General features: G+C 65.3%; 15 protein-coding genes and 2 tRNA genes. 7 read left to right on the top strand and 10 right to left on the bottom strand.

What is annotated here, in order from left to right; translation table 11 throughout:
* Window positions 1-5 precede the first annotated feature (5 nt).
* Together ACNA0R_RS23250 and ACNA0R_RS23245 are read left to right on the top strand one after the other, a co-directional pair.
* Window positions 6-81: transfer RNA gene (locus tag ACNA0R_RS23250), tRNA-Asn, on the top strand.
* Between the two features lie 858 nt (window positions 82-939).
* Window positions 940-1,077, top strand: a complete 138-nt coding sequence (locus ACNA0R_RS23245) for an HVO_A0114 family putative DNA-binding protein (protein ID WP_415828430.1) — start codon at window positions 940-942, stop codon at window positions 1,075-1,077.
* A gap of 146 nt (window positions 1,078-1,223) precedes the next feature.
* Here ACNA0R_RS23245 and ACNA0R_RS23240 read toward each other — a convergent pair whose 3' ends face one another.
* Complete coding sequence (locus ACNA0R_RS23240; protein ID WP_415828429.1) at window positions 1,224-1,448, bottom strand: hypothetical protein; 225 nt, start codon at window positions 1,446-1,448, stop codon at window positions 1,224-1,226.
* A 174-nt stretch (window positions 1,449-1,622) separates the two neighbouring features.
* Between ACNA0R_RS23240 and ACNA0R_RS23235 the strand changes: the two genes are divergently transcribed.
* Window positions 1,623-2,831, top strand: coding sequence for an MFS transporter (locus ACNA0R_RS23235; protein WP_415828428.1), 1,209 nt, complete (start codon window positions 1,623-1,625; stop codon window positions 2,829-2,831).
* Here the strand turns inward: ACNA0R_RS23235 and ACNA0R_RS23230 are convergent.
* On the bottom strand, window positions 2,828-3,097 hold the full coding sequence (locus ACNA0R_RS23230; protein WP_415828427.1) for a hypothetical protein: 270 nt from the start codon (window positions 3,095-3,097) through the stop codon (window positions 2,828-2,830). The two genes, ACNA0R_RS23235 and ACNA0R_RS23230, sit on opposite strands and share 4 nt — an antisense overlap.
* 335 nt (window positions 3,098-3,432) lie before the next feature.
* Here ACNA0R_RS23230 and ACNA0R_RS23225 point away from each other — a divergent pair, with 335 nt between their 5' ends.
* Entirely contained in the window at window positions 3,433-4,344 is a 912-nt protein-coding gene (locus ACNA0R_RS23225; protein WP_415828426.1) for a LysR family transcriptional regulator, read from the top strand.
* On the opposite strand, the gene ACNA0R_RS23220 is transcribed toward ACNA0R_RS23225, so the two are convergent.
* The 7 genes from ACNA0R_RS23220 to ACNA0R_RS23190 form a co-directional block, all read right to left on the bottom strand.
* Window positions 4,330-5,262, bottom strand: coding sequence for an SMP-30/gluconolactonase/LRE family protein (locus ACNA0R_RS23220; protein ID WP_415828425.1), 933 nt, complete (start codon window positions 5,260-5,262; stop codon window positions 4,330-4,332). The two genes, ACNA0R_RS23225 and ACNA0R_RS23220, sit on opposite strands and share 15 nt — an antisense overlap.
* Window positions 5,259-6,272 carry an ABC transporter substrate-binding protein gene (locus tag ACNA0R_RS23215; RefSeq protein WP_415828460.1) on the bottom strand — a complete coding sequence of 338 codons (1,014 nt, stop codon included), beginning with the start codon at window positions 6,270-6,272 and terminating at the stop codon, window positions 5,259-5,261. The genes ACNA0R_RS23220 and ACNA0R_RS23215 overlap by 4 nt, the downstream gene beginning before the upstream one ends.
* A 16-nt stretch (window positions 6,273-6,288) precedes the next feature.
* Window positions 6,289-7,131 (bottom strand): fumarylacetoacetate hydrolase family protein, encoded by an 843-nt coding sequence (locus tag ACNA0R_RS23210; RefSeq protein WP_415828424.1) that lies wholly within the window; start codon window positions 7,129-7,131, stop codon window positions 6,289-6,291.
* 117 nt (window positions 7,132-7,248) lie between these two features.
* Entirely contained in the window at window positions 7,249-8,013 is a 765-nt protein-coding gene (locus ACNA0R_RS23205; RefSeq protein WP_415828423.1) for an SDR family NAD(P)-dependent oxidoreductase, read from the bottom strand.
* 77 nt (window positions 8,014-8,090) lie between these two features.
* Window positions 8,091-8,897, bottom strand: a complete 807-nt coding sequence (locus tag ACNA0R_RS23200) for an ABC transporter permease (protein WP_415828422.1) — start codon at window positions 8,895-8,897, stop codon at window positions 8,091-8,093.
* Window positions 8,878-9,738 carry an ABC transporter ATP-binding protein gene (locus tag ACNA0R_RS23195; RefSeq protein ID WP_415828421.1) on the bottom strand — a complete coding sequence of 287 codons (861 nt, stop codon included), beginning with the start codon at window positions 9,736-9,738 and terminating at the stop codon, window positions 8,878-8,880. The genes ACNA0R_RS23200 and ACNA0R_RS23195 overlap by 20 nt, the downstream gene beginning before the upstream one ends.
* An 8-nt stretch (window positions 9,739-9,746) precedes the next feature.
* Window positions 9,747-10,769 (bottom strand): ABC transporter substrate-binding protein, encoded by a 1,023-nt coding sequence (locus tag ACNA0R_RS23190; RefSeq protein ID WP_415828420.1) that lies wholly within the window; start codon window positions 10,767-10,769, stop codon window positions 9,747-9,749.
* Between the two features lie 198 nt (window positions 10,770-10,967).
* On the opposite strand from ACNA0R_RS23190, the gene ACNA0R_RS23185 reads away from it, so the two are divergent.
* Both ACNA0R_RS23185 and ACNA0R_RS23180 read left to right on the top strand, forming a co-directional pair.
* Window positions 10,968-11,348 carry a RidA family protein gene (locus tag ACNA0R_RS23185; protein ID WP_415828419.1) on the top strand — a complete coding sequence of 127 codons (381 nt, stop codon included), beginning with the start codon at window positions 10,968-10,970 and terminating at the stop codon, window positions 11,346-11,348.
* The gene (locus tag ACNA0R_RS23180) at window positions 11,339-12,394 is read left to right on the top strand and encodes a CobW family GTP-binding protein (protein ID WP_415828418.1); all 1,056 of its coding nucleotides are present in this window, start codon (window positions 11,339-11,341) and stop codon (window positions 12,392-12,394) included. Before ACNA0R_RS23185 ends, ACNA0R_RS23180 begins: the two co-directional genes overlap by 10 nt.
* A 752-nt stretch (window positions 12,395-13,146) precedes the next feature.
* Here the strand turns inward: ACNA0R_RS23180 and ACNA0R_RS23175 are convergent.
* Window positions 13,147-13,223: transfer RNA gene (locus ACNA0R_RS23175), tRNA-Met, on the bottom strand.
* An 80-nt stretch (window positions 13,224-13,303) separates the two neighbouring features.
* Between ACNA0R_RS23175 and scpB the strand changes: the two genes are divergently transcribed.
* Entirely contained in the window at window positions 13,304-14,536 is a 1,233-nt protein-coding gene (gene scpB / locus ACNA0R_RS23170) for an SMC-Scp complex subunit ScpB (RefSeq protein ID WP_415828417.1), read from the top strand.
* The last annotated feature ends 562 nt before the right edge of the window (window positions 14,537-15,098 follow it).

Below are 15,098 nucleotides of genomic sequence, written 5' to 3'. Positions count from 1 at the left end.
ACAGATCCCCGATAGCTCAGTCGGTAGAGCGACGGACTGTTAATCCGCAGGTCGCTGGTTCGAGCCCAGCTCGGGGAGCCAAATTTTGTTAGAGAATCAAGCAGTTAAAACCGCCCTGGCCGGCGGTTTTTTCTTTTTGGGCGTCCTGCTGTGACCAAAACGTGACCGCGTTCGCGTGGTGCGACAGACGATCAGGCGCCAGGCGGGCTTTCTTCGACTTCGCACCATCGGCGGTGATACGCCGCTCGCTCCAGGGAGAAAGCCGAGTATGCGATTCCCGCGCCTACTCCTCTGGGTTGGTTGCGGCCAGAAGCTCACACCGAGTGGCTCCTTGTCGTCGACAGTCCTCCATCGCGGCCTTAATCGCCTCAGCTCGGCTAGCCTTGCCCATAGCAACACCAAGCACAGGTTTATCGATCCCTTCTACGGAGGCGGTCCAACCTTTTGGTAGATCCGTTTTGCGATTGGGGTCTCCCCAGTATTCGGGGTCTCGGCGCGGTTTGCGTGCCGCAGCTGGTCCTTGGCTGGCCCAATCACAAAGAGGTGCAGGCGCAACCCCCGGTCCACCCGGATTCATACCGAGAAAAACTTCACCATTTCCCGCGCCGCCAGGACAGACGTGCGGTTCCGCCTGGGCTGTCGTCGTCATTGTCATCAGCGTGAGCCCAGCAAATGCCAAGGCGTACAGATGGCTGCTGATACAACGGGGATGGATTTTCATGATGTCGCTCCGATCTGAAATTTAATTTTTTATCACTTCGGCCTTCGTCGGAGCTGATATTAAGCCCCAGCGCCCAACAATCGCCTCTCACGCTGGCATTGCCTCGTCGCCCGACTGCCACCCCGGCGGGCGCCGCGGGTTCGATTCATTACTTTAAGTACAGGCTCGCGTATGTCGTTGATGGCGTTTGCGTACTGCGCTACGACAATGAAGCTGGTGTGCGACGTGATGTCAAGGCGGTGCATGCCGACGTACACGCATTGCTGGACGCAGGCGTGCTGGAGCGCGCCGGTGAACAGGTGGTGTTTCCCTACGATGAGGTCCACGTGGACTTCATGCTTCGAGCCGACGCGTAGCGCCGTGTGGCCGGCGGCTTCGCATTGCGCATCGCCGAACGATCTGCCGGACTGCATGCGTTTTACACCGTAGCGGAGGGGCTGGGCGGCTTGACGCGGCGCCGATCTGGAACGCCGCGTCATACAGTGCCCGCCTGGCTGCCTGCTTACTGCTTCGCCGTACTCGTACCCGCACCGGCAACTCGCAGCGAAGGCAATTCGGCCTGCGCTTTGTCGGCCGGGTCCAATGTGAGCACGATGCGGCCGACCATCAGGCCCATCGAGACTTCTTCCCGCACGTACTTCGTTTCGCCGGCATCAGCGGGAATACGCGAAAACTCGGGCATGTGCGGGACGATCCATGAGGGGATGGCAGAAACCTGCTTATCCACACCAGACACTTTTTGTTTAGCTGACCATGGCGTGCGGCGGGAGCTGGCCCTTGGTATCCCGCAAAGCCCGCGTAAAATACTCGCTGCATTGCAGCAATTCCTGCATCCACGCTTCCGCGGGCGTCCCGCTTCTCACGCCATGACCGCCCGCGTCATCAACCCGGACCACTTCAAATGACCGTTCAGCCCGCCGTGCCGCATCGGCTTGGCCTTGTTCTCGTCGCGCTCGCCGTCGGCAGCTTCGCCATCGGCACCACCGAATTCGCCACCATGAGCCTGTTGCCGTATTTCGCGGCCAGCCTGGGCATCGATGCACCGACCGCGGGCCACGTGATCAGCGCGTATGCCCTGGGCGTGGTCGTGGGCGCGCCGGTGCTGGCGGTGCTGGGCGCCAGGCTGCCCCGGCGCACGCTGCTGATCCTGTTGATGGGCTTGTTCGCCATCGGCAACGGCTTGAGCGCCGTGGCGCCCAACTATCACGCGATGCTCGCCGCGCGTTTCCTGAGCGGGCTGCCGCATGGCGCGTACTTCGGTATTGCCTCATTGCTGGCCAGTTCGCTGGTGCCGGCAAATCGCCGCACCGTCGCGGTGGGGCGCGTATTCCTGGGCCTGACTTTCGCCACGATTGTCGGCGTGCCGCTGGCCAACTGGCTGGGTCAGGCGGTGGGCTGGCGCTGGAGTTTCGCGCTGGTGTCGCTGCTGGCGGTGGCGACCATGACCAGCGTGCGGCTGTTCGCGCCGAACACGCCGGCCGATCCCGCGGCCAGTCCCCTGCGTGAATTGACCGCCCTGCGCCGCGGCCAGGTGTGGCTGACGCTGGGCATCGGCGCCATCGGTTTCGGCGGCCTGTTCGCCGTGTATACGTATCTGGCGGACACGCTGACCGCCGTCACGCATGTGTCGCCCGCCATGGCGCCCCTGGTGATGAGCGTGTTCGGTGTCGGCCTGACCGTGGGTAATATGGTCGTGCCCCTGTATGCGGACCGCGCCATCATGCGGACGGCGGGCTTGCTGCTCCTTTGGACCGCGGCAGTGCTGGCCTTGTTTCCCTTGATGGCAGGCAATCTCTGGCTGGTGATGCTCAGTGTTTTCCTGATCGGTCTCGGCGGTGCGCTGGCCACGGTTCTGCAGACGCGGCTGATGGATGTCGCCGAGCACGCGCAGGGCCTGGCGGCGGCGCTGAATCATTCCGCGTTCAACACGGCCAATGCGCTGGGGCCTTTTCTGGGCGGACTGGCGATCGCCGCGGGGTACGGGTGGACATCCACCGGCTGGGTGGGCAGCCTGCTGGCGATAGGCGCCATGCCGCTTTGGCTGTGGTCGGTGACGCTGCAACGGCGCCGCGCCGCGGCCATCCCCGGCATGCCCGCGCGCCAGACTTAGTCAGGCACATCGCCGCGCGGGGTCGCGGGACTCGCCGCGGCCCGCGCCCGGGCCGCCGCTGTCCTGATCAGCGCATCGCGATGCGCGCACAGCGCCGCGAGCCGGTTTTCCATTTCGCGCGCGCGCAGTTTTTCGCGCCACGCCAGCGCGCGCTGGCGGCGCAGGCCCGCAATGACGCGGTATTGGCAATCCAGCTGGTGCCGCCATTCGGCGATGAGCATATCCGTCCTGCGCAAATCGATGTATAGCTGATGGGGATCGTTCATAGGCAGGCTCCGTGGGGCGACGTATCCGCGTGCGCATGCCAACAGTACGCCAGGAATCGTGGCCAGCACCGGGTGGAGTGCGCAGGGATGGCGCCTTTGGCGGTAGGGCGGCGGCGTGGCAGCGTCCGCTGGTCGCATGGCGCGTTGCAGCGGACGCACCGGCCGCCCGCCGCCGTCGCACGGCCCACGTTGTATAGTGCTGACGCGCCAGGGCGCGCACGCGCTTGTCAGCGCGCTTTCAGCTTCAGGCCGGGCAGCAGGTCCATCGCGGCGCGACAGCAAGCCGCATCATCGCCGGCATCCGGCTATACAAGCCACGACGTTGGAGGAGGCGGATGCGTTTCGACCTGTTGTCGCTCAAGCTATTCGTGGCGGTCTGCGAACATCTGAACATCTCGCGCGCCGCCGAGGCCGAAAACATCGCGCCATCGGCGGTGAGCAAGCGCATTTCGCAGATGGAGGACATGCTCAAGACACCGCTGTTCCTCCGCAGCAACAAAGGGCTCGAACTTACCCCGGCCGCGCACTCGCTGCTGAACCATGCGCGCGTCATCCTGCGCGATCTGTCGCAGATGGAAAGCGAGCTGTTCGATCACGCCGAAGGCTTGCGCGGACAGATACGCCTGCATGCCAGCCTGTCCACCATCGTGCAGTACCTGGCGAACGACATCCGCGACTTCCTGGCCCTGCATCCGGCCTTGCGTATCGACCTGCAGGAAAGCCTCAGCCCCGAAGTCGTCCGGGCCGTGGCCGAAAACGCCGCCGACATCGGTATCTTCGGCGGCAACGCCCTGGCGCCGGGCCTGCGCGTATACCCCTATCACAGCGACCGGCTGGTCGTCATCATGACGGCCGACCATGTGCTGGCCAGGGCGCGCAAGCTGACCTTCCGCCAGGTCGCCGAGCACGATCTGGTCGGGCCGCAACCGGGCAGCTACCTGAATTCACTGGTCCTGCGCGCCGCCGCGGACCTGGATTTTCCGTTGCGCTTCCGCATCCGTGTGAACGGCTTCGAGCCGGCCCGCAGCATGGTGGAAGCCCGGCTGGGCATCGCCCTGGTATCCGAACACCATGCCGCGCGCTATGTGACCTCGGGCCCGCTGGTCGCGGTGCCGCTGGACGAGGACTGGGCCATGCGCCATTGGAAGATCTGCGTGCGCGATGCCGAAACCCTGCCCGCGCCAGTGCAATCGCTGATCAGGCACCTGAGCGAGCATAGCGAAAGCGCCCGCTTAGCCGTAAGGTAGCCGCAGTCCCGCATCCGGCCACGGCATGCTGATCAACCGGCCCGTGCCCGACAGGGTGATGTAGGCGGTCTTGCGGTCCGGCCCGCCAAAGCAGATGTTCGTCACCATGGGATCGGGCAGCATCACCTGGCGCAGGATTTCTCCCGCGGGCGCGATCACCGTAATGCAGCCGGTAATCAACGTACCCACGCAGATGTTGCCATGGACGTCCACGGCCATGCTGTCCAGCCGCTGATAGCCGGGCAGGGTGCATATCAGGCGCCCGCCGTTGGGCGAAGGGAAGGGATGTTTGCGAGCACGGCCCGGCGCGTCCAGATCGAAAGCCCAGACGCGGCCCGTTTCGGTTTCCGAAACGTAGACCACGCGCTCGTCCGGCGACAGGCCCACGCCGTTGGCGGTGGTCAGCGGATAGGCGACTTCCACGATCCGGGATCCATCGGCCAGCGCGTAGTAAAGCCCGGCATGGTCGCGATCGCGCTCGCGGTTCTTGCCGAAGTCGGTGAAATAGAAGCCGCCCTGGCTGTCGAACACCAGGTCGTTCGGGCCGCACAAAGGCGCATCGCCGCAGCGGTCGTACAGCGTGCGCAACTCGCCGGTGGCCGGGTCGTAGCGTTCGATCCGGCCGCTGGTGTAAGCGGGATGGATGCCCGCCCGAGTCCGGTTGTAGCCGGCGATCGTCTGGAACAGGAAGCCGCCGTTGTTGGCAATGTAGAAAGCGCCGTCCGGCCCGACGGCCAGGCCGTTGGGACCGCCGCCGGTTTCGATCAGCACTTCCACGCGGCCGTCCGCGGCGACGCGGCTGATTGTCTCGCGCTGGATTTCCACCAGCACGACCGACCCATCGTCGCGCGCCACCGGGCCTTCCGGAAACTGCAGCCCGCTGGCCATCACCTTGAAGTCGCTCGCGGCCGCCGTCATGGCTTTGGAACCTTTTGCACGAAGCGATTGGTATAGGTCGCGTCCAGATCGATTTTGGCCGCCGCGATGGCGGGATCGAAGGCGGCCAGTACGTTGCGCACCGTCCGCGCGGCCTCGTCCGTCATGACGCCGTCGTGCGACAGGCAGGCGCGCATATTGGTGAAAGCCTGCGCGAAGACTTCCTTGTCGGCCAGGGCATATTCCGGCGGCACCGCGGCGGCCACCTGTTCCGGCGTGGCCTGTGCCAGCCATTGCTCGGCGCGCACGATGGCGGTCGTGATCGCCTGCACCGTATTCGGGTTTTTGTCGACGAAATCCTTGGTCGAATACACCGCCGCTTCCGGATAGTTGCCGCCCAGCGTCTTTTGCGTGGCTTCCGGGCTGCGCATGGCCGCCAGCGGGAACAGGTCGCCGCTTTCCTGCAGGATGGTGGCCACCGGATCGTTGGACATCATGGCGTCCACCTGGCCGCCGCGGGCCGCGGCCACCGCGCCGGAAGACGAGCCCACGCCTATGATCGATACCTCGTCAGGTTTCACGCCGGCGCGGCTCAGCAGGTAATTGACGCCCATGTGAAAACTCGATCCCGGCGAACTGACGCCGATGCGCTTGCCCTTCAAATCAGCGTATGACTTGATCTTGTCGTGGCTGGCCTTGGTGACGCCGAAGACGAAACCCGGGCAATTCGCCTGGATGGCGAAGGACACCAGCTTCTGCCCCTTGACCGCCATCGTGATGGTGTTGGAATACGCGCCCGCGACGAAGTCCGCGCTGCCGCCCAGCAAGGCTTGCAGCGCCTTGGCGCCGCCGCTGTACACGCCGATATCGACGTCCAGGCCCGCCTGCTTGAAATAGCCGCGGCTGCTGGCGATCACGAAGGGCAGGTAGGGAAAGCCCACGCCCGCCGCGGCCAAGTGCAGCTTGGTCTTTTCAGGCGCGGCCTGCGCCTGCGCGGCAAGCGGGGCAGCAGCGAGCATTGCCATGGCAACGGATGCCGCGGCGTAGCGCATCTTCATCGTCTTCTCCCTATCCTTGGATGACGTCCTGCCGCTGCGTGCCCAGCCCTTCGATGCCCAAGGTCACCACATCGCCCGCCTTCAGATAGACCTGCGGGTTCTGGCCCAGGCCGACGCCAGGCGGCGTGCCGGTGGATATGATGTCGCCCGGCTGCAGCGACATGAACTGCGACAGGTAGGACACCAGGTAGCGCACGCCGTACACCATGGTGGCCGTGCTGCCGTTCTGGTACCGATGGCCGTTCACCGCCAGCCACATGGACAGCGACTGCGGGTCGGCGATCTCGTCCGGCGTGACCAGCCAGGGACCGATGGGGCCGAAGCTGTCGGCCGATTTGCCCTTGGTCCATTGACCCTGGCGCTCCGCCTGGAAGGCGCGTTCCGAGACGTCGTTGACCAGGCAATAGCCGGCCACGTGCGCCATGGCCTCGCTTTCGGCAACGTACTTTGCGGGCTTGCCGATGATCACGCCGAGTTCCACTTCCCAGTCGGTTTTTTCGGAATTGCGAGGGATCTCGATGGGATCGTTGGGCCCGCTGATGGCGCTGGTCGCCTTCATGAAAATGATGGGCTCCGGCGGCACGGTCGCGCCGGTTTCGGCGGCATGGTCGGAATAATTCAGGCCGATGCAGATGAACTTGCCGGTGCCGCTGACGCAAGGCCCGAGACGGGGCGTGCCAGGCACCAGGGGCAGGGTCTCGGCATCGATTTTCTTGAGACGGTCCAGCGTTTCAGGCAACAGCGCGGCGGCGCCGACGTCGGCGATGTGTCCGGACAGGTCGCGTATGCGGCCTTGCCTATCCAGCAGCCCGGGTTTTTCCTGGCCTTTGGCGCCGTAGCGTAGCAACTTCATCTTCAACTCCTGTGTGCAATGGAAGCGCCGGGCAGCCACGCGCCACCCGGCGGAAAACATGGTCCGGCGCGATGGCGGCGCCGACGCGGTCGTACGTGCCGCCGTCCTGGCGATCGGTCAATAAGTGGCCCGGCCCCCGGACAGGTCGAAGACCGCTCCCGTGGTGAACGAGTTTTCCTCGCTGGCCAGCCAGGCGATCATCGCCGCGGCTTCATGCAGCTCCAGGAAGCGCCCGCGCGGAATGCGGCTGAGCATGTAGGCGATATGCTCCGGCGATTGCTGCTCCATGGCCCCCGGTGTGCGAGCCACCGCGGGCGTCACGCAATTGACCGCGATGTCATGCGCCGCCAGTTCCTTGCCCAGCGACTTGGTCATGGCGATGACCGCGGCCTTGGCCGAGCTGTAGGCCGCCGCGTTCGGATTCCCTTCCTTGCCGGCGATCGACGCCACGTTGACGATGCGGCCGTACTTCTGCGCGATCATGATGGGAGTCACCGCCCGGCAGCAGTAGAAGGTGCCGTTGACGTCGATGTCGATGACCTTGCGCCATTGGTCCAGCGGATACTCGGCCAGCGTGGTGTTGGGCCCGACGATGGCGGCGTTGTTGATCAGGATTTCCAGCTTGCCCATGGCGCGCAGCGTGCCGGCCACGCCGGCTTCGACGCTGGCGTAGTCGGCGATGTCCACGTGCTCGGTGTGCACCTCGTGGCCGGCGCCGCCCAGGTCCTTTTTCACCTGGGCCAGCGCGTCGGCATTGACGTCCCAGATGGCGACGCGCGCGCCGGACTCCAGGAAGCGGCGTACGACCGTCAGGCCTATGCCCTGCGCGCCGCCGGTAACCACGGCCACGCGGCCAGTCAGGGCGATCGAGTTGGTTTGCAAGATACGTTTCCTTTGTCGTTTGTTCAGGGATCGGTGCTCCGGCTCGCCGCGCGGGCCGGCGCGACAAGCCGGCAAGCTCAGGCGCTGGCGGCCACCGTTTGCCCGGCCACCGGGCGCCAGCGCATGAAATGGTCTTCGAACAGCGATACCGTGGTATCCAGCACCAGCGCGAACACCGTCAGCAGCAGTATCCCGGCGATCACGGCATTGATGTCGAACACGCCTTCGGCCAGCAGGATCAGATAGCCGACGCCTTTCTCCGACCCCAGGTATTCGCCGACGACGCTGCCGACGAAGGCGATCCCCACGGCGTTATGCAGGCTGGAGAACACCCAGCTCATCGCCGACGGCATATAGACATGCCGCATCAGCTGCCGCGAGCTGGCGCCCAGCATGCGGGTGTTGGACAGCACCGCGGGGCTGACTTCGCGCACGCCCTGGAACACGTTGAAGAACACGACGAAGAACACCAGCGTGACGCCCAGCGCGATCTTGGACCAGATGCCCAGGCCGAACCACAGCGCGAAAATGGGCGCGAAGATCAGCCGCGGCATGGAGTTGAAGGCCTTGATGAACGGGTCCGTGACCACGGCCAGGAAGGGGTTCAGCGCCAGCCATAGCCCGCATGCCAGCCCCAGTATGGTGCCGATGGCGAAGGCCAGCAGCGTCTCGATCAGCGTGGTGTACAGGTGGATGAAGATCGAGCCGCTGGCGAACCAGGTCACGATGCGCTGCGCCACGCCCAGCGGATCGCCGAAGAAAAAAGGCGACAGCCACTGCCGGCTGGTCCCCAGCCACCACAGGAACACCGCCCCCGCCAACAGAAGCAGGCGGGTGAAGAGCACCAGGACGCGGTTGTTCGGATCAAGAGCGAGCGCTGGCATAGCTTTTCAGGACCTCCCCTCTGAGTACTTCCCATATTTCGGTGTGCAGCTGCAGGAAGCGCTGCGTCATGCGGATTTCCGCGACCTCGCGCGGCCGCGCCAGATCGATCTCGAATTCCGCGATGGGGCGTGTGCCCGGTCCGGCCGACAGCACGATCACCCGGTCGGACAGCGAGATCGCTTCTTCCAGGTCATGCGTCACGAACACCACGGATTTGCGATCGGCGGACCACAGGCGCAGGAGCTCGTCTTCCATCAAATGGCGCGTCTGGATGTCGAGCGCGCTGAAGGGCTCGTCCATCAGCAGAATCCGCGGGTTGAGGATCAAGGCTTGGGCCAATCCCGCGCGCTTGCGCATGCCGCCGGACATCTGGTGGGGATACTTCTTGCCATGCCCCGCGAGCCCGACCCGCTCCAGCCATTCGCGCGCCGACTGCAGCGCCCGCGCCTTCGCCGCGCCGTGAAAGATCAATCCCGCGGCGATGTTGTCCTCCGCGGTTTTCCAGGGCATCAGGGCATCCACCTGGAACAGGTACGATGCGTCTTTGTTCAGGCCCTGCGCCAAGGGCTCCCCGAAGACGCTCAAGTTGCCGGACGAAGGTCGCATCAGGCCGGCGGCCACGTTCAGCAGCGTGGATTTGCCGCAGCCCGTCGGGCCGACGACGGAGACGAATTCGCCGTCGCGGATCGCCAGGTTCACGTCGCGTACCGCCGTATAGGTCTGGCCGCGACCCTCGTTGCTGGCGAAAGTGCAGGTCACGCCGTCGAAATGCAGCGCCTCGCGCGCGGCAACCGCCCGCGAGGGCGTTGCATGCGCGGGGGTGTCGATACTGCGCAGCATGGCTCCTCTCATTGCAGCGTTTCCCCGGCCTTCTTCACGTAGCGGTTGTCATAGGTCGTCGCCAGATCGATATGCGCGGCGCCGATCGACGGGTCGAAGGCGGACAGCACGTCGCGCACGGTGCGGGCGCCTTCATCGGTGATGACGCCGTCCGTCGACAGGCAGCGGCGGCTGTTCTGGAACGACCTCGCATACAGGTCCTTGTCGCCGACGACGTACTCGGCCGGGACCGTCTGCACCACCTGCTGCGGCGTGGCCTTGGCCATCCAGTGTTCGGCACGCACGATGGCGTTGGCGACCGCCTGTACGGTGCGCGGGTTTTTGTCGACGAAGGCCTGGGTCGCGTAGATGCTGGATTCCGGATAATCCGCGCCAAAGACCTGCTTATTGCCGTCGGCCGTTCGCATCTCCGCCAAAGGCTTGAGATCGCCACCGTCCACCAGCACGGTGGCGACCGGGTCGTTGACGATCAGCGCATCGATCTGGCCCGCCCGCACCGCGGCCACCGCGCCCGCGGCCTGGCCCACGCCGATGATGGAAACGTCGTCGGGCTTCAGTCCGGCCTTGTGCAGGATGTAGTTGACGACCATGTGGGTGCTGGATCCGGGGGCGCTGACACCCACCCGCATGCCTTTCAGGTCGGCGGGCGACTTCACTTTGTCGAAGTTCTTCTTCGATGCGCCGAAGACCCAGCCGGGGCACACCACCTGCGCGGCGATGGTCACCAGTTTCTGGCCCTTGGCCGCCATGGTCAGCGTGTTGGAATACGCGCCCGCCGTCATGTCGGTGCTGCCGCCCAGCATCGCTTCCAGGGCCTTGGACCCACCGGAAAACGCGGCGATGGTGACGTCCAGTCCTTCATCGCGGAAGTAGCCCAATTGTTTGGCGATGATGGCCGGCAGATAGGTAATGCCCGTGGAGGCGGCGCCTATCTTGATTTCCTTCTTTTCCGGGGGCGCTTTCGTTTGGGCGGTGGCCGTGCCGCAGACGATCGCGGCGGCGCTGAGCGCCACGGCCAACAGGCTCTTCATGGATGTCTCCTTTCTGTTTTTTATTTGCTCGTCGATGCCAGGCATCGCGGCGAGTAATGATGCATGCTGCATCGAGGCCTTGGCGTGGTTTTTGGGAAAACCACCATCTCGATCCGCGATGGCGACGCCTGGCGGCGGCCAGCCATACGGATGAACCCGGTATGATGGCTCTACACCTGTCCTGACCCGAATCCCGACATGATCGAACGCATCCAGACTCCCGAAGCACCGCTGCCGGCGGGCCATTATTCGCAAGCCATCAAGGCCAACGGCTTTGTCTTCGTATCCGGCCAGTTGCCCTATGCGCCGGGCGGCCAGCGGATCCTGCCCGACGGCATCGCCGCGCAGGCCAGGCAGTGCCTGGAAAACGTGCGCGCCATTCTTGAGGCGGCCGGCACGTCGCTCGACCAGTTGGTCAGCGTGCAGATTTTCATCCCCGACGTCTCGCTGTGGGGAGAGGTCAATGCCGTATACGAAAGTGTGATGGGCAATGCCCGGCCGGCGCGTACGGTAGTGCCGACGACGGCGCTGCACTATGGCGCGCTGATCGAAGTGAACGCGGTCGCGGTTTGTCCTTGACGGCTGCCGCCAGGCCCGATGCCCGCATCGGCGTCACCGTCCTGACCGGCTTCCTGGGCAGCGGCAAGACCACGCTGCTCAATCGCATGCTGCGCGATCCACGGTACGCGCAGGCGGCCGTGGTGATCAACGAGTTCGGCAGCATAGGCGTGGATCACCACCTGGTGCGCCATGTGAGCGATACCGTCCGCGTCGTCGCGGGCGGCTGCATCTGCTGCGTGGTGCGCGGCGGTCTGGTCGACACGCTGCGCGATCTTTTCCTGCTGGCGCTGCGTCGCGCCATCCCGCCTTTTCGACAAGTCCTGATCGAGACCAGCGGCCTGGCCAGTCCCGCGCCCATCCTGTTCACGCTGCGGCACGAGCCTTTCCTGGCCGAACGCTATGTCTACAACGGCACTATCGCCGTGGCCGATGCACAGCGCGTCGCGGCGCAGATCGCCGGCGAGCCGGAGGCGGCGCAACAACTCGCCCTGGCCGACGAAGTGGCGATCAGCAAGACCGACCTGGCGACCGCCGCCGGATTGGGCGCGGCGCGCCAGGCCGTGCTGCAGGTCAATCCGACCGCGCGCATCCACGTGCTCGATCTTGACGGCGCCTTGCCCGACGGCTTGCTGGCTGAACGCCTGTACCGCGGGGGGAGACCGGCGGTTGCCGTGGCGGGCGGAGCCTGGCTGGCGCGGCACGGCGGAAACTCCCGGCGGCAGGGGGGCGCCATGTCCAGCCAGACGGCCCACGATGTCGCGGTAACGACGCTGGCGCTGCCGCCAGCGGTTCCCCGCGGCGCTTTCGTGAGCGGCCTATCGGCGCTCCAAGGCGAACTCGGCCAGTCGCTGCTGCGGATGAAAGGGCTGGTCGGTTTCGCTGGCGATGCCGCGCCCAGCGCCGTGCATGGCGTCCATGATCAGCTATATCCCATCGTGGCGCTGCCCGGATGGCCGGAGGGCAGGGAAGACGCGCGACTGGTTTTCATTGCCCGCGGGATCGGCGCCGCCGATCTGGAGACGCTGGTCCGGCGGCATTTGGCCACGGGGATTTTTCTCCTATGAAACCGGTAATGCGGGTATAATTTGTAGGTTCCTGCAGGCGGTTGGCTTGATTACATACGGCCTTACATACGGCTAAAGATGGGCAAGCCCCGGTAGACTGTTGCGGTGGTTCGCGTATTTCGCGCCCCGCTTTCGCCACTCCGCCGGCGCGCAGGGTTAAAACGGCAATAAAAAGACGCTCCGACAATCGGGGTAATGCCGGACGGCTCGGTTCACTTCATAGACGCCGCACCAGGTACCCCGGCAAGGGCTACGCGGACACTGTCCGTCCGTCTCCGTTGCCTTATCGTTCCTTTTCGGCATTCCCGGTCCGTGGTTGTCCCTGGGTTGCGTTTGCATCTACGTGTGCATACCTCGGCGCCGCTTTAGCTTTATTTATTTAGTATCGCAAACCAGCCTTCTTGGCCGAGGTTTTCTTGCAAGCGTTTTTCTGTTTCGAGCCGCGGTCAGCGGCTGCTTTCGCACAGACGCGTGTTGGTGTCGCGCAGGCCTGCGCCGGATGGCAGAGCAGCGCGCGCGTTGCTTTTTCTCTCCTGGCTGCTGCCTTTGCTTCCGTTGGCTCTTCAGTCGTTGGCTGGGTTGTCGGCCTGATCGGTGGTCGGGTCGTTGGCCCCGTCATTGGCCCGGTCATCGGCTCGGCTGTCGTTTCAGCCACGGTTCCAGCCGCTGCTTCGATTCGCTCGACCGGCTGTACGCGCCGCACAAAGCAAAAAAGGCTTGGCGAATTCGCCAAGCCTTATCTGCGTACTGTTTGGTTGCGGGGGCAGGATTTGAACCTACGACCTTCGGGTTATGAGCCCGACGAGCTGCCAGACTGCTCCACCCCGCGTCTGGAGAAAGAAATATTACTTCAGTTTTTCAGCCTTGGCAAGTCGAAGGCCTTATCAACCACGATGAATTGACATATCGATGAACGATAGCGAGGCAACCCTGGTGATCGAAACGGCGCTGCTGTGCGCGCCGCAACCCATGCCGCGCGGCGAGCTGCGCAAACTGTTTACCGACGATGACGGCATCGACAATGCTCGTCTGGACAGCTTGCTGGAAAGCCTGCAGGCCGCGTGGAGAGATCGTGGATTGGAATTGATATCGCTGGCCGGCGGCTGGCGTTTCCAGAGCCGTCCCGCCATGCAGCGCTACCTTGAGCGTCTCAGTCCTGAAAAGCCGCCCAAGTATTCGCGGGCGGTACTCGAAACCCTGGCCATCGTGGCATGGCGCCAGCCGGTGACGCGGGGTGACATCGAAGATATCCGCGGTGTGACGGTTTCTTCGCAGATCGTGAAGGCGTTGGAAGATCGCGGCTGGATTGAAGTGATCGGTCATCGCGATGCGCCAGGGCGGCCGGCCTTGTTCGGCACGACGCGTCAGTTCCTCGATGACCTGGGTTTGCGCGCGCTGGATGAGCTGCCGCCGCTGGAGCCGGGCGGCGCCATGGCCGCGCTGGAAGGGCTGGATCTGACGGGCGGCAATACCGCCGCCGCGGACGATCAGCAGGCGGATGCGCAAGGGGAGACCCAGGCCGACGCGGATGCGGATGGTATGCAAGCCGGCGCCGAGGCCGCGAGCGAACCCGCGGACGCCGCTGACACGGCGGAGGCTGTCGATGCCACCGATGTCGCCGATGCCTCCGATGCCTCCGATGCCACCGATGTCGCCGATGCCGCCGACGTCACAGATGCCGCCGATGTCGACGCCGCTGACGCAGCTGACGCCGCGGAAACCCCGCACGCGATGGCCGCCGCGCAGACGACGGACGTTGCCGACGCGCATGCGGACGGCGTCTCGACCGCCGAGTCGCAGACATCCGGCGACGAAGCCGGTGAACAATCCGCCGTGGATGGCGACGCAGGCAGCGAGCGAACCGCGCCGGCCGGTATCCAGGCAGCCACCGGCCCCACGCCGGAAGAACCCGAGATCCCCGTGCCAGATCACGACACCATCGAACCGGGCAGCCATCGCCCTGAAATTACGCCGCCAGGCCAGCACCCCGAAATCGTGCCACCCGGTGGAAGCCCCGAAATCGAGCCCACCGATCCGGCGCCCGAAATCAAGCCGCCCATCCCGGGCGAGACGCCCGAGATGCCTCCCGGCCAGACCGACAAAGACAATGACGACGCGCCCGGCGCGCCGCGTAAAGACTGAATTCTGGAGTAGTCCCAGTGAGTATCAATAAGAACGTGCAGGACGATGTCATGGACCCGCGTGAAAAAGGCGGCCCGGCCGCCCCGGATGCCGGCGCCGACGCAGCCACCGCGGACGCCAAGCCGGCGCCGCGTCCCCGCGCCCGCCGCCCGGCGCGCGCCAAGGCCGAGCCCGCTGCCGGCGCTCACGAGGCTACGCCCGTCGACATGCCCGCGGACCACGCGCAGTCTTCCGGATCGGTGACAGCAGCTGCCGGTGATGCGTCATCTCCGGCGCCCGCTCGGGCCGCGCGCAAAACGCCGTCGCGCGCATCCACGCGGACGCCGCGCGGTGCGCGCGCCGAAGCGGTAGCGGCCGATGCCGGCAACGACGCACCGCAAGCCAGCGCCGATCGTGCGCCGCTCGGCGATGCGTCCGCGCAGGCGCAAGGCGATGTGGCAGAGCAATCCTTTGGCGATGTCCCCGCCCGCGCGCCGCGCGGCCGCGGCCGCAAGCCGCGCGCTTCGACGGGTGCGGACCAGGCTGCGCTGCCCTTGGACGTGCCGGCCGACATAGCGCCCGC

Source organism: Bordetella sputigena, assembly GCF_965137885.1.
In the GTDB taxonomy this organism is placed as follows: Bacteria; Pseudomonadota; Gammaproteobacteria; order Burkholderiales; family Burkholderiaceae_B; genus Bordetella_C; species Bordetella_C sputigena.
Note: the sequence above shows the minus strand (reverse complement) of the source record. Positions and strands in the feature narration are given on the sequence as shown.

Bases quoted from the DNA above. Each gene is read 5' to 3' on its own strand.
- ACNA0R_RS23225 (WP_415828426.1), top strand. From the start codon at position 3,433: ATGCGTTTCGACCTGTTGTCGCTCAAGCTATTCGTGGCGGTCTGCGAA.
- ACNA0R_RS23230 (WP_415828427.1), bottom strand. From the start codon at position 3,097: ATGAACGATCCCCATCAGCTATACATCGATTTGCGCAGGACGGATATG.
- ACNA0R_RS23215 (WP_415828460.1), bottom strand. From the start codon at position 6,272: ATGCGCTACGCCGCGGCATCCGTTGCCATGGCAATGCTCGCTGCTGCC.
- ACNA0R_RS23220 (WP_415828425.1), bottom strand. From the start codon at position 5,262: ATGACGGCGGCCGCGAGCGACTTCAAGGTGATGGCCAGCGGGCTGCAG.
- ACNA0R_RS23210 (WP_415828424.1), bottom strand. From the start codon at position 7,131: ATGAAGTTGCTACGCTACGGCGCCAAAGGCCAGGAAAAACCCGGGCTG.
- ACNA0R_RS23185 (WP_415828419.1), top strand. From the start codon at position 10,968: ATGATCGAACGCATCCAGACTCCCGAAGCACCGCTGCCGGCGGGCCAT.
- ACNA0R_RS23235 (WP_415828428.1), top strand. From the start codon at position 1,623: ATGACCGTTCAGCCCGCCGTGCCGCATCGGCTTGGCCTTGTTCTCGTC.
- ACNA0R_RS23190 (WP_415828420.1), bottom strand. From the start codon at position 10,769: ATGAAGAGCCTGTTGGCCGTGGCGCTCAGCGCCGCCGCGATCGTCTGC.
- ACNA0R_RS23195 (WP_415828421.1), bottom strand. From the start codon at position 9,738: ATGCTGCGCAGTATCGACACCCCCGCGCATGCAACGCCCTCGCGGGCG.
- ACNA0R_RS23200 (WP_415828422.1), bottom strand. From the start codon at position 8,897: ATGCCAGCGCTCGCTCTTGATCCGAACAACCGCGTCCTGGTGCTCTTC.
- scpB (WP_415828417.1), top strand. From the start codon at position 13,304: ATGAACGATAGCGAGGCAACCCTGGTGATCGAAACGGCGCTGCTGTGC.